This window comes from Mycobacterium sp. 4D054, from assembly GCF_052245755.1.
In the GTDB taxonomy this organism is placed as follows: domain Bacteria; phylum Actinomycetota; class Actinomycetes; order Mycobacteriales; family Mycobacteriaceae; genus Mycobacterium.
The window spans coordinates 1-12,451 of record NZ_JBQQCF010000033.1 but is presented as its reverse complement, the minus strand read 5'-3'; the positions used below and the strand labels follow the sequence as shown (position 1 = coordinate 12,451).

Here is a 12,451-nt window from a genome sequence, read left to right as displayed (position 1 = left end):
TAACATCGGGCCATGGCCGCGGTGCGGTTGCAGTGCTGGGAATGCGGGCTCGCCTTCTACGGTCGCGCCGACGCCCTGTACTGCAGCGCCGGGTGCAAACAGCGCGCCTATCGCCGCCGGGAACGCCAGCGCGCGGCCGTGCTGCGCTCCAACGCCACCGTCGAGGAGGCACGCAGGATCCGGCAGGAGGCTGCCGACATCCGACGGCGTGCGCGCGCAGCCAGGGAGGCGGCGCACACCGCCCACCACCGTGACGCTTAGCCGACGACCCGGCCGGTGTGGCTCTCGACGTACCCCACCACATCGGCCAGCGTGCGCAGCTTCTGATAGTCGGCTTCGGGTATCTCGACCTGAAGCCGTTTGTGGATGCCGACGAGGAAGTTCAGCCAGTCCATCGAGTCGAGATCGACCTGGTCGCGCAGCAGGGTGTGGTCGTCGAGGTCGTCGGGTTCCACCTCCGGAGCTATCGAGGTGAGCACCGACAGGATGTCGGCGCGGATGTCCTGTTGTGTTCTCATGGCGTCACTTCTCGAGTTGTTCGGGTTGTTGGAGGAGTTGGTCGATCGCGGCGAGGAATAGTGCACCGCGGTGACCGTCGCTGGCGCGGTGGTCCGCGGAGAGTGTCGCGTGGACCGCTGTGGCGATGCGGATTCCGCCGTCCACGGCACACACCCGCTGCGCCGGCTTCCCGAATCCGACGAGCACCACCTGGGGCGGGTAGATGATCCCGAAGACCTCGTCGACACCCTGATCCCCGAGGTTGGTGACGGTGATCGTGGGGGCCGACATCTCGGAGCTGCGCAGCGAGCCGGCCCGGGCCCGGGCCACCAGGTCGATGAGGTCGGACATCACCTCGTCGAGCTTCTTGCCGGCCACGTCGTGGATCGCGGGCGCGACCAGACCGCCGCCGCGCAGCGAGATGGCGACGCCGACGTGCACACTGTCCGCCGGGGCGTAGCCGTCGTCGTGCCAGAATCCGTTCGGTTCCGGGAACCGTTGTGCGGCAAGAGCTACCGCCTTGATCTGCAGCACCGCCGGCAGCACCCGGTCGGCGATGGAACGTTGGGCGTTGCGGTCGGCCAGCCACTGCAGGGCCGGGTCCATCAGGATCTGATGGGAGAGGTAGTAATGAGGGATCTCGCGCTTGGAGCGGCCCATCGCCGCCGCGATCGACTTCCGCATCGCGCTCGCGCGGCTCTCGGCGGCGGAAGCCGGTTTGACCGGCTGGGCGGAGACGACCGGCTGCGCGGAGACGACCGTTACCTGCTCGGCCGAGGCGGCGGCGTGTTCGACGTCGGCGATGGTCACCGCACCCTGCGGCCCGGTCCCGGTGACAGCGTCGAGATCGACGTGCATCGAGGCGGCCAGCCGGCGCGCGGCGGGTGAAACCCAGCGGCGGTGCGCGGCCGGGACGGCGGCGGGCCGCCCATCAGGCACGGCGGCGGGCCGCCCATCAGGCACGGCGGCGGGTTCGGCGACGGGCTGGGTCGCGGGTGGGGCTGGAGGACCGGCGATTTCGCCGGGGGCGAGCAGGGTGGCCATCGGGGTGCCCACCGACACCGTCTGCCCGATGGGCACCAGCAGTTCGTGCACGATGCCGTCGTGCCAGCACTCCACCTCCACCGCGGCCTTCGTGGTCTCGACCACCGCGACGACCTGCCCGCGACTGACGGTGTCGCCGGGCTTGACCAGCCATTCGTTGAGTGTGCCCTCGTCCATGTCGGCGCCGAGTGCCGGCATCGCGAACTCGATTACCGTTGGCCTCCGAACATCTCGCGCACCTGTGCGACGATCGCGTCCCGCTGCGGCAACACCGCCTCTTCCAGATGGCGCGCGTAGGGCACCGGCACCTCGACGCTGCACACCCGGACGACGGGCGCGTCGAGATCGTAGAAAGCGTTCTCGGTGATCTGGGCGCTGATCTCGCCGGCCAGGCTGCCTGTGGCCAGGCTTCGCCGACGACCACGGCGCGATGTGTCTTGCGCACCGAGGCGATGAAGGTCTCCGTGTCCAGTGGGCGCAGCACCCGCAGATCGACGACCTCGCAGTCGATTCCGGCCAGCGACAGCTCGTCGGCAGCGTCGAGCACCTTAGGCAGTGATCCGCCGTAGGTGATCAGCGAGACGTCCGAGCCTTCCCGGCGCACCGCGGCGCGGGCGATGTCCGTCGGGCCTAGGGATTCCACGTCCGCCGAGGTGTTGTACAGCTGGACATGCTCGAACATGATCACCGGGTCGGGGTCCTGCAGGGCCGCCGACAGCATGCCGTAGGCGTCCTCGACGGTGGCAGGGGCGACCACGGTGATACCCGGGATGTGGGCATACCAGCCCTCCAGGCTGTGCGAGTGCTGGGCGGCGAGCTGGCGGCCCGCGCCGGTCGCCATCCTGACCACCAGCGGCACCGAGAACTGCCCGCCGGACATGTGGCGCAGCGCGGCGGCGGTGTTGACGATCTGGTCCAGCGCGAGCAGGCTGCAATTGACTGTCATGACTTCGACGATCGGGCGCAATCCCCCCAGCGCGGCGCCGATTCCGATGCCGACGAAGCCCAGTTCCGACAGCGGCGTGTCACGCACCCGGTCGGATCCGAATTCCTCGAGCAGACCCTTGGACGCGGCGTATGTTCCGCCGTAGCGGCCGACGTCCTCTCCCATCACAAGGACCCGCGGGTCGTCACGCAGTGCGTCGCGCAGCGCGTCGTGCACGGCGGTGCGGTAGCTGGTCTTCATCGCTGGCCTCCCGGCGTCGGCGTCATCAGATCGCGCTCGAGATCCGCGACCGTCCTCCCAGGTTCCGGCCTCGGCGAACGCCACCGCGTCGCGGATCTCCAGGTCGACGTCGTCTTCGATCGCGGCGACGTCGTCGGGGCTCAGCAGCCCTTCGTCGGCGCAGCGGTCGGTGAACATCTGGATCGGGTCGCGCTGCCGCCATTGCTCCACCTCGGCCTTGTCCCGGTACAGTTCCCGGTCGAACATCGAGTGGGGCCGGAACCGGTAGGTGCGAAACTCCACGAAGAACGGCCCACCGCTGCGGCGGATGTGCTCGACGCCCTCCTGCGCGGCGGAGCGGCAGGCGGTGACGTCCATCCCGTCGGCGGCCAGAGTGGGCACGTTGTAGGCGGCCGCCTTCACGGTCAGGTCGGTCTGCGACAGTTCGCGGCGCAGCGCGGTCCCCATCGCGTAGAGGTTGTTCTCACAGCAGAACAACACGGGCAGATGCCACAGCACCGCCATGTTCAGGGACTCGTGGAAGGCGCCCTCAGCGATCGCGCCCTCACCGAAATAGCATGCCGTGACCCGGTTTCGGCCTTGGTAGGCGTCGGCCAGGGCGAGACCGACCGCCAGCGGTAGCCCGCCCGCGACGATGGCGTTGCCGCCGTAGAACCGCCTGCCGGCGTCGAAGAGGTGCATCGACCCGCCACGACCTCGCGAGCAGCCCTGCTCTTTGCCGAACATCTCGGCCATGATCGACGTCATCGGAACGCCGCGCAGCAGCGCGTGGGCATGTTCGCGATACGTGGCTACCACGGCGTCGTCGGCGTCCAACGCCCGCAGTGAGCCCGCCGCCACCGCCTCCTCACCGACGTAGAGGTGCAGGAAGCCACGAATCTTGCTCGCGCTGTACAGTTCTGCGCAATTCTCCTCCATCCGCCGGACCCGCACCATGTCCGACAGAAGGGAGCGCGCGTCGTCGCGGTCCATCACCGCGTCACCGTGGTCGCGCCCACCCCGGCGGTGGCCTCGATGGTGGAGGTGTCGCCTTCGGGGAGTCCGAGTTCGCGCGCTTTCAGGAGGCGGCGCATGATCTTTCCGCTGCGGGTATGCGGCAGCGAGTCGGCGAACTCGATCGTCTTGGGCGCCACGGCGGCGCCCAGTTTCTTCCTGGCGTGCGCCAGTAACTCGCGGCGTAGGTCCTCGTCGGCGTGAAATCCGTCCCAGCGTGACGAAAGCCTTCACCACCTCGCCGACGGTGGGGTCCGGCAGTCCGATGACGGCCGCTTCGGCGATGGCGGGGTGGTCGGTGAGCGCGTTCTCGACCTCGAAGGGGCCGATCAGGTGTCCTGCGGATTTGATGACGTCGTCGGCGCGCCCCACGAACCAGAAGTAGCCGTCACTGTCACGCTTGGCCATGTCCCCGGTCAGGTACAGTCCGCCGGCGAACGTGTTGCGGTACCGCTCATCCTGGTGCAGGTAGCTTCGGAACATCGACGGCCAGCCGGGCTTCAGTGCGAGTTCGCCTTCCACTCCGGGTTCCTCGACCACCTCGATGGACCCGTCGTCGCGTCGATGGACGATCGAGGCCTCCACCCCGGGCAGGGGCCGCCCCATCGAACCCGGTTTGATGTCGAACGCGGGCGTGTTGGCGATCATGATGCCGCCGGTCTCGGTCTGCCACCAGTTGTCGTGAATCGGCAGTCCCAGTACGCGTTTCCCCCACCAGACGGCTTCGGCGTTGAGTGGTTCGCCGACGCTGGCGACGAACCGCAGCTGTGGGAACCGGTAGTCCGCTGCGAGCTCCGCCCCGGCTTTGATGAGCATCCGGATGGCGGTCGGGGCGGTGTACCACACCGAGACACCCTGGCTCTCCAGGATGCGGTACCACCGCTGTGCGTCGAAGTCGCCCTCGTCGACGATCGACGTGACCCCGTGCAGCAACGGCGCGATCACACCGTAGGACATTCCGGTCACCCATCCGGGATCTGCAGTGCACCAGTAGATGTCGCCGTCATGAAGGTCCAGCGCGTAGAGCCCGGTGAGGTAGTGCATCCTGACCGCGCCGTGGACGTGCAGCGCCCCCTTCGGCGTTCCGGTGGTGCCGCTGGTGAAGTGCAGCAGCGCAGGGTCGTCAGGCGTCGTCGGCTCGATCGGCGCGTCGTCGGAGGCCGCGTCCATCCACCGCCAGAATCCCATCGTCTGGGGCCCCGCGTCCTCGCTGCCGTGGTCATCGATGACGAAGACGTGCTTCAGTGAGGGCAACGTGTCCCGGATACCGGCGATCTTCTTGCGGTACAGCGCCTTGGTGGTGACCAGCACCTCCGCCTCGCCGATACTGAGCCGGGTCGCGACCGGCTCGGGACCGAACGCGGAGAACAGCGGCGACACCACGCTGCCGTTACGCAGCGCGCCGAGGATCGTGACGTACAGTTCCGGGCACCGGCCCAGCAGGGTGAACACCCGCCCGCCCTTAGTGACACCGAGCGACCGCAGCACGTTGGTGAATTTGCCGGTGAGGGTTCCCAGTTCGGCGTAGCTGAGGTCGCGAACACTCAGGCCGCCGTCCCAGCCGGCCTCCGACACGAACCGCAGCGCGGTCCGTGCTTGCGCCGGAGCGCCGGTGTGGCGGTCCACCGCGGCGTAGGCGATGTTGCACAGACCGGCGCCCATACCCTCACACACATCGGGGGCAGCGTCCCAGCCGAAGTCCGCGCAGGTGCTTTCGTAATCAACGAAATTCGGGATGACGCGCCAGTCTTCGGGCGATTTGTGGATGACGGTCATGACGCTGCACCGGCGCTCGGCGGTCGCAGCACACCGATTCGCACCGCGGTGCCGAGGTTGGCCATCACACGTTCCAGCAGCGCGTCGCAGGCCGAGCCGTTGTCGTGCAGCTTCCGAAATCCGCGGTGCAGCAAAAAGACGTCGAGTCTGCGGTCGATGGGCCAGTGCGCATAGATGTCGCCGGTGAACTCGGAGCGGAGAAACTGCCATGCGACATCGTCGAGTTGACGCTGCGTCAGGGCGAGTTGGTCGGTCGACGTCGCGGGCATGGGCGCTCCCTTCGCAAGGTGGATCGCCCTCATCGTTTTCCGAGCACACCGCGCCGCAATAGAGACGAAAAGTCACCATTGCCGAACAGGTGCCTTTGGTCCCTCAAAGCGGGTCCGCCTTACCCTGCCCGGCCGGCATCCCCCTCGGTGAGCATCAAGTATGCGCATGCAATCCACCCGCTCCGCCAGGGACGCGGTGCGGACGTTCAACAAGCACGTCCTCAACCCGGTGATGCTCCTGTTGGCCGGCCGAAAGCACTGGTACGCCGCGACGATCCAGCACACCGGGCGCACCACAGGGCGGGTCCGTACTACGCCCGTAGTCGCCTACCGCGTGACAGATGGATTCATCACACCGCTGCCCTATGGCACCGACGTCGACTGGCTGCGCAATGCCCAGGCCGCGGGGAAGGCGACGATCACCGTCGGCGGCCGCTCGTATCCGGTAGTCGCCCCGCGGATCATCGACGCGTCGACCGCAGCTGCCGAGCTGTCGGCCGGACGCCGGCGCACCTTCGACCGGTTCGGAATCGAGCGCTTCGTCAAGTTCACCTTGGCGCCCGACGGAGAGGCAGATCATGACATGTGACCGACTCCGCACACTCTCCGATGCGGCGCCGCCGTCGACCACGTCGGCGCTGTGATCGACGATACGTGGGGTGAGCTGCTCCGGGCTGCTCGAACGCCCTAGCGCCACATGGGCAGGAGGACAGTCCGATGAAGCGAGTGCGACCGCGGATGGCGCGACCCCGTAGCACGGCGACTGCGGAGGCTACGTCCGCCGAACGACGATCACCGGGACGCGCGAACCTGCGGCCACCGCGGCGCTGACCGAGCCCAGCAACGTGCCGGCGACGGCGCCCCGGCCGTGACTGCCCACCACGACGAGCTGCGACCGCTCGGACTGGACCAGCAGCTGTTGGGCGGGATTCTCGAAGCGCACCAGCGGATGCATGGCCACCTCCGGGTACTTCTGCTGCAAGTCGGCCAGGGTCTCACGCAGGAAATCCTCGGCTTCCTGTTCGGCCATCGTGATCTGCCGGCGGTGGGCACCCGGGGCGTCGGAGTCCTTGCACACGTGCAGCGCCAGCAGATCTGCCGACCGCCGGGAAGCTTCGTCGAAGGCGAACGCCGCCGCCGACAGCGATGTGTTCGAACCGTCGATCCCAACCAGGATCGGCCTGCGCCCCGGCCCCTGCCGGGGTGCGACGTCGTCGTGGACGATCGCGACGGGGTTCCTGGCGTGGTGCAGCAGACCGAGTCCCACCGAGCCTGCCAGCCGTCCGGAGCGGCCGCGGCTGCCGACCACCGTCAGCTGGGCCTCCCGCGACGCTTCGACGAGCTCGGGCACCGGCTTGCCCGTCAATCGCCGGCTCTCGACACCGGGACTCTCGCCATCGGAGGCTTCACGTCCGACAGCCGTCGCCTCGGCCAGAACCGTGTCCCCGTCGGCTGTCTCGGCGACCTCATCGACGTGGATGACGGTCAGCGGCACGTGGCGTAGCCGCGCTTCGCCGGCCGCCCATCGGACCGCCGACAGCGATGACGGCGACCCGTCCACCCCGACGACGACGCCGTGCGACCCCCCTGGTTCAGACATGTCGGCTCCCTCCGGACGTGCTGATGTCGTGACCGTAGATCCGCGGTGGGGCCCCCAATGGGGTCATTGGTCGCGAATCTGGTGCCAAAAGACCTCTGGGTCGGGCCCCCTGTCGGTCTCAAACTCAGTACAGGGCCCACGCGAATGCCCGGTCGTCCGACAGGGAGGAGAACACCATGACCACCGCCCGAGAGATCATGCACGCCGGGGTGACATGCGCGGGTGAACACGACACCCTGGCCGCTGCCGCGCGCCGCATGGCCGAGATGGGGGTCGGAGCGCTACCCGTATGCGGTGACGACGACCGTCTGCACGGCATCATCACCGACCGCGACATCGTCATCAAATGTGTCGCCGAAGGCCACGACCCCGCCGCCGTCACCGTCGGTGAGCTCGCCCAGGGCACGGTCTATCACGTCGGGGCCGACGCCGGTGTCCAGGAGATGCTCGCCCTCATGGAGGAGCACCAGATTCGCAGGCTGCCCGTGATCGACGATCACCGCCTTGTGGGTATCGTCTCCGAAGCCGACATCGCCCGCCATCTGCCCGAATATGCTGTCGCGCAGTTCGTCAAGGCGATCTGTGCGCAACAGGCGATCCCCAGCCATTGAGCGTGACCATGCCCGCGTCCGCACGCCGGCGCCACGTCCGGGACGGGTAGCGGTGGACGGCGACCGGGCCGCCCGCATCTGGACCGCCGTCGTGCTCCGGGCGATGCGGGAGAAGACACCACTGTCCCCGGCGCACGCATGTGTGGAATGCGTGGAAGCGCTGACCGTCGACGGCGCCGGCCTGATGCTCGCCGCCGGGCCGGACACGCTGGAGCCCTTCTACTGCATCGGTGACCATGCCGGGCAGGCCGACGACGTGCAGGCGACGGTCGGCGAAGGACCGGGCATCGACGCGTCGGCCACCGGGCAGCCGGTTCTGATCGACGACCTGACCTCGTCGGTCGTCCAGCGCCGTTGGCCCGCTTTCACCGGCCAGGTCGCGCCGCTGGGTGTGCGGGCGGTACACAGCTTTCCCCTCGCCCTCGGCGCAATCCACGTCGGCGCGCTGAACCTCTACAGCGACGCTCCACGTGACCTCGGTCGGGACGACCTCGTCGACGCTCTGATCTACGCTGACACCGCGCTATTGCTGGTGCTCGACCAGCGCGTCGGGGTCGACACCACCACCGGGGCGACGACGAACGGCCAGACACCGGCACTATGGCGCGCCGAGGTGCACCAGGCGGCCGGCATGGTGTCGGTGCAACTGGGCGTCTCGGTCCTCGACGCGCTGGTACGGCTGCGGGCACACGCCTACCGGCACGATTTGCAACTGGCGAGCGTGGCCCGTTCGGTGGTGGAACGCAAGCTTCGCCTTCAACCCGACCTGGCCGGATCGGAGGGGTCGTCATGACTGACGGTGCACACTCATCCATCACCCACACGTCGGTCGAGCCGGCCAACAACCACGGCGGCCTGGACACTCCGGTCCGGGTGTCGACCGAGGAAGCGGAACTGGACGGTCAGCTCACCGTCCCGGACAACGCGTGGGGTGTGGTGGTTTTCGCGCACGGCAGCGGCAGCAGCCGACACAGCGTCCGCAACCGATACGTGGCGAAGGTGCTCAACGACGCGGGGTTGGCGACCTTGTTGTTCGACCTGCTCACGCCGGTTGAGGAAGCCAACCGCGCCAACGTGTTCGACATCGGGTTGCTGGCCGGCCGGCTCGTGGACGTCACTGACTGGGTGAAGAGCCGGCCGGACCTGGCCTCGCTGCCGGTCGGCTACTTCGGAGCGAGCACCGGTGCGGGTGCCGCGTTGACCGCCGCGGCCGACGAGCGGGTCGACGTCGCCGCTGTGGTCTCCCGCGGCGGCCGGCCTGATTTGGCCGGAGCCCGCCTGGCCGACGTCACCGCACCGACCCTGTTGATCGTCGGCGGGCGTGACGAGACCGTGCTGGAGCTCAACCGCCAGGCCCAGCAATCGATGTCGGCTCCGTGCACGATCGCGGTGGTGCCCGGCGCGACGCATCTGTTCGAAGAGCCGGGAACCCTCGATCAGGCGGCCGAGCTGGCACGCGACTGGTTCGTCCGGCATCTCGGCCACCGGTGAGCGGCCGGATCACATCTCGCAGGACCGGCCGACGCACCCTCCGCTGAACTCTAGGTCGGCCTGCGCCAGGGCCGGTTGCGGCGCGGCATAGGAGAGCACCTGGCCCCGTCGACTTCCGTAGCGGTACACGGTGATTCCCTTGACCTTGGCCTGCCACGCTGCCAGATAGGTCGCGCGGACATCGGCGACCGAGGCGTCCGCGGGCAGGTTCACCGTCTTGGAGACGGCGGCGTCGACATGCCGCCGCACCGCGGCCTGCATCCGCAGATGCCAGACCGGGGCGATCTCGCCGGCGACCGGAAACGCGGCGCGCACATCTGCGGGCAGCTGCCGGTAACCGCGGACGCCTCCGCGCTGGGCGATCTCGGCGGCCAGCTGCTCGGTGTAGAAGCCCCCGCGGCGTGCCAGGCGGTCGAAACACGGGTTGACCTCCAGCAGGTGCCTGCCTACGACGGCGCGGGTGTAGGCGATCGCGAACATCGGTTCGATGCCGGCGGTGGTACCTGCGATCAACGAGATGGTCCCGGTGGGCGCCACCGAGGTCAGCTGGGCGTTGCGGCGGGGCCGGTGACGGGCGAGCCTGCTTTCCGCGAAGGCGGGGAATGGTCCGCGCTCTTGTGCGAGCCGTCGTGAGGACTCGTGCGCGGTCCGCTGGATACGGCCCATGACCTGGCCGGCGAGTTGCACCGCTTCCTCACTGTCGTAGGGAACTCCGAGGGTGGCAAGCATTTCGGCGAGCCCCATCACGCCCAGGCCGATCTTGCGGGTAGCCCGGGTGGCCACGCCGAGCTCCTCGAACGGGTAGCGGCTGACGTCGATGACGTCATCGAGGAACCGCACCGCCAGCGCGGTGACCTCACGCAGCCGCTCCCAGTCGACCCCGTCGTCGAGGACCATGCGCGCCAGGTTGATCGAGCCGAGATTGCACGACTCGTTCGGCAGCAGCGGCACCTCCCCGCACGGATTCGTCGCCTCGATACGGCCCAGGCGGGGAACCGTATTGGCGCGGTTGATCGCATCGAGGAAAAGCAGCCCGGGGTCGCCGCAGGCGTGCGCGGCCTCGCAGATGGCGTCGAACAGCTCGGCCGCGGAGACCGTGGCGGCTGTGCGTCCCGTGCCGGGATGCACGAGCCGATGCGCGCCACCGCGTTGCACCTCCCGCATGAACGCGTCGCTGACCCCCACCGACAGGTTGAACTGCGACAACTTCTGCGGCGACTCGGCTTTCGCGGTGACGAAGGCACGGATGTCGGGATGGGACACGTCGAGCACGGCCATGCAGGCCCCTCGCCGCCGGCCGCCCATCGCGACGACCTTTGCGGCGGTGTCGAACAACCCCAGAAACGACATCGGACCGCTGGCACATCCGCCGGTGCTGGCGATCCGGTCGCCGGCCGGCCGCACCCGACTGAACGCGAACCCGGTGCCGCCGCCGCACCGCTGAATCTCCGCAGCGTGTCCCAGTGCGGTGAAGATCGACCGCAGCGAATCCTCGACTGGCAGGACCACACAACCCGACAGCAGACCGAGCTCGGTGCCGGCGTTCATCAGCGTGGGCGAGTTCGGCAGGAACTCCAGCCGTCGCATCGAGAGTGCGAACCGCTCGGCCCACCGCGCCGACGACCGGGGCCGGTACTCGTCCTCGGCCGCCGCGACGGCGCGGGCGGCACGATCCATCATCTCGCCGGTCGACTCGGTCGGGCAGCCGTGCTCGTCACGTCGCAGGTACCGTTCGCGTAGCACGGTCACCGCGGCCAGACTGAGTTTGAGTTCGTCGCGTACCCCCAGAAGCGCCTTGGCGGAGCGGAGTTCGGCGTGACGCTGCCGGTAGATGATGTAGGCGCGCGCCACGTCGTCCAGCCCCGCTTCCCCGAGCCGCGCCTCCACGTGGTCCTGGATCGTCTCGACCGCCGCAATCCCAGGGCCGAGCGCATCGGCCACGGCCGCCGCCACGGTGGCCGGCAGGTCCGGGTCCTCACAGCCCACCTCACGGGCGGCGCGGGACACCGCGGTCTCGATGCGCCCGATGTCGAACGGTACGAGGGTCCCGTCACGCCGCCGCACCTGCTCGGGCCGGCGCCGCCGCGACCGTGCCGCCATGGCACGCACCCGGCTAATGCGGCCCGGTGCGGTGAATCTCGGACTGGACCGTCCCGAACCGGCGCTGCGCTCTCTCGTCGGCCTCATGCTGTTGGTCGTCGGTGACGACGACGGCGTCTGGCCCCGGGAACACCAGGCATTCGTGCTCGGAGTCCAGCCATCGCACGACGTAGGGCGGTGAGCCGTCACCCGAGCGCACGTCGGTGATCAGGCCTCGGTGTTCGGGCCGGTCGACCGTCAGACCCTTGATCACCAGCCAGTCGCCTGCTTTCGCCTTCATGCGGCCTCCCTTCCGATGCGCCGATGATCGCGGACGGAGGTGCCGGTGGCTAGGGCACCCGGCCCTCATTGCGGGGGCCGAAAGTCCCGGCAAGGGCGCCGGCTGACCCGGTGAACGGTGCCACTCAGAACGGCGGCGGTTCGTAGGTGGCGGCGAGCCACGCCTGATGCTGGCGTTCACGTTCGGCGTTGATCTCGATACGCCGTCGGCGTTCACGGGCGATGCGGGCCTGCCGTTCCTGCTCGCGGGTTCTGGCCCGTCGCGGCATCATCGCCGCCTTGTCCGGCGCCTCCGCGGGCACGTCAACATCGGGCAGGGCCGCCGACGGTGTCGCCAAGGTCGGAAACAACAGTCCGCCAAGCGGTTCGGTGACATAGACATGCCCGGTCGGGGCGGTCAGCACGACCGTGCCGTCACGGCGCTGCTCGTCACGCCAGCCGTACACCCCGGTGAGGAACGTCTTGATCACATGATGAGTACGGCAGTAATGCTTGAGCCCTGAAGCATGCGTGACCCCGAACGGCCACCGCGTCGTATGGTCGACATCGCAGCGCTCCACCGGGGCGTCGCAACCCGGGAACCGGCAGGTCAAATCCCGCCACT

At 68.7% G+C, this 12,451-nt stretch carries 11 protein-coding genes and 4 pseudogenes; 5 read left to right on the top strand and 10 right to left on the bottom strand.

The window, feature by feature from the left end:
* The first annotated feature begins 21 nt into the window (after positions 1-21).
* Positions 22-261 carry a hypothetical protein gene (locus tag ACTWP6_RS21195; protein WP_443188696.1) on the top strand — a complete coding sequence of 80 codons (240 nt, stop codon included), beginning with the start codon at positions 22-24 and terminating at the stop codon, positions 259-261.
* Here the strand turns inward: ACTWP6_RS21195 and ACTWP6_RS21190 are convergent.
* The 6 genes and pseudogenes from ACTWP6_RS21190 to ACTWP6_RS21165 all read right to left on the bottom strand — a co-directional run bounded on the left by ACTWP6_RS21190 (position 258) and on the right by ACTWP6_RS21165 (position 5,766).
* Positions 258-518 carry an acyl carrier protein gene (locus ACTWP6_RS21190; protein WP_260757397.1) on the bottom strand — a complete coding sequence of 87 codons (261 nt, stop codon included), beginning with the start codon at positions 516-518 and terminating at the stop codon, positions 258-260. The genes ACTWP6_RS21195 and ACTWP6_RS21190 overlap by 4 nt on opposite strands.
* A gap of 4 nt (positions 519-522) precedes the next feature.
* Entirely contained in the window at positions 523-1,740 is a 1,218-nt protein-coding gene (locus ACTWP6_RS21185; protein WP_443188695.1) for a dihydrolipoamide acetyltransferase family protein, read from the bottom strand.
* A gap of 11 nt (positions 1,741-1,751) precedes the next feature.
* A pseudogene (locus tag ACTWP6_RS21180) lies at positions 1,752-2,728 on the bottom strand (alpha-ketoacid dehydrogenase subunit beta).
* A pseudogene (pdhA, locus tag ACTWP6_RS21175) lies at positions 2,725-3,700 on the bottom strand (pyruvate dehydrogenase (acetyl-transferring) E1 component subunit alpha). Before pdhA ends, ACTWP6_RS21180 begins: the two co-directional pseudogenes overlap by 4 nt.
* Positions 3,700-5,497 (bottom strand): annotated as a pseudogene (gene acsA / locus ACTWP6_RS21170) (acetate--CoA ligase). The pseudogenes pdhA and acsA overlap by 1 nt, the downstream one beginning before the upstream one ends.
* Positions 5,494-5,766 (bottom strand): hypothetical protein, encoded by a 273-nt coding sequence (locus ACTWP6_RS21165; protein WP_260757390.1) that lies wholly within the window; start codon positions 5,764-5,766, stop codon positions 5,494-5,496. The pseudogene acsA and the gene ACTWP6_RS21165 overlap by 4 nt, the downstream one beginning before the upstream one ends.
* A 160-nt stretch (positions 5,767-5,926) precedes the next feature.
* On the opposite strand from ACTWP6_RS21165, the gene ACTWP6_RS21160 reads away from it, so the two are divergent.
* Positions 5,927-6,355, top strand: a complete 429-nt coding sequence (locus ACTWP6_RS21160) for a nitroreductase/quinone reductase family protein (RefSeq protein ID WP_443188694.1) — start codon at positions 5,927-5,929, stop codon at positions 6,353-6,355.
* 183 nt (positions 6,356-6,538) lie between these two features.
* Here ACTWP6_RS21160 and ACTWP6_RS21155 read toward each other — a convergent pair whose 3' ends face one another.
* The gene (locus ACTWP6_RS21155) at positions 6,539-7,366 is read right to left on the bottom strand and encodes a universal stress protein (protein ID WP_443188693.1); all 828 of its coding nucleotides are present in this window, start codon (positions 7,364-7,366) and stop codon (positions 6,539-6,541) included.
* Between the two features lie 176 nt (positions 7,367-7,542).
* Between ACTWP6_RS21155 and ACTWP6_RS21150 the strand changes: the two genes are divergently transcribed.
* The 3 genes and pseudogenes from ACTWP6_RS21150 to ACTWP6_RS21140 all read left to right on the top strand — a co-directional run.
* Entirely contained in the window at positions 7,543-7,977 is a 435-nt protein-coding gene (locus ACTWP6_RS21150; protein ID WP_260757385.1) for a CBS domain-containing protein, read from the top strand.
* Positions 7,978-8,029: 52 nt separating this feature from the next.
* On the top strand, positions 8,030-8,770 hold the full coding sequence (locus tag ACTWP6_RS21145; RefSeq protein ID WP_443188692.1) for a GAF and ANTAR domain-containing protein: 741 nt from the start codon (positions 8,030-8,032) through the stop codon (positions 8,768-8,770).
* A gap of 107 nt (positions 8,771-8,877) precedes the next feature.
* Positions 8,878-9,468: pseudogene (locus ACTWP6_RS21140) on the top strand (dienelactone hydrolase family protein); the annotation flags it as partial.
* A 9-nt stretch (positions 9,469-9,477) separates the two neighbouring features.
* Here the strand turns inward: ACTWP6_RS21140 and ACTWP6_RS21135 are convergent.
* The 3 genes from ACTWP6_RS21135 to ACTWP6_RS21125 form a co-directional block, all read right to left on the bottom strand.
* The gene (locus ACTWP6_RS21135) at positions 9,478-11,568 is read right to left on the bottom strand and encodes an adenosylcobalamin-dependent ribonucleoside-diphosphate reductase (RefSeq protein WP_443188691.1); all 2,091 of its coding nucleotides are present in this window, start codon (positions 11,566-11,568) and stop codon (positions 9,478-9,480) included.
* A 13-nt stretch (positions 11,569-11,581) separates the two neighbouring features.
* A complete protein-coding gene (locus ACTWP6_RS21130; protein WP_443188690.1) occupies positions 11,582-11,848 on the bottom strand; it encodes a DUF1918 domain-containing protein in 267 nt (88 codons plus the stop codon).
* A gap of 124 nt (positions 11,849-11,972) precedes the next feature.
* On the bottom strand, positions 11,973-12,451 hold a 479-nt coding region (locus ACTWP6_RS21125; protein ID WP_443188689.1), incomplete at its 5' end, for an HNH endonuclease signature motif containing protein.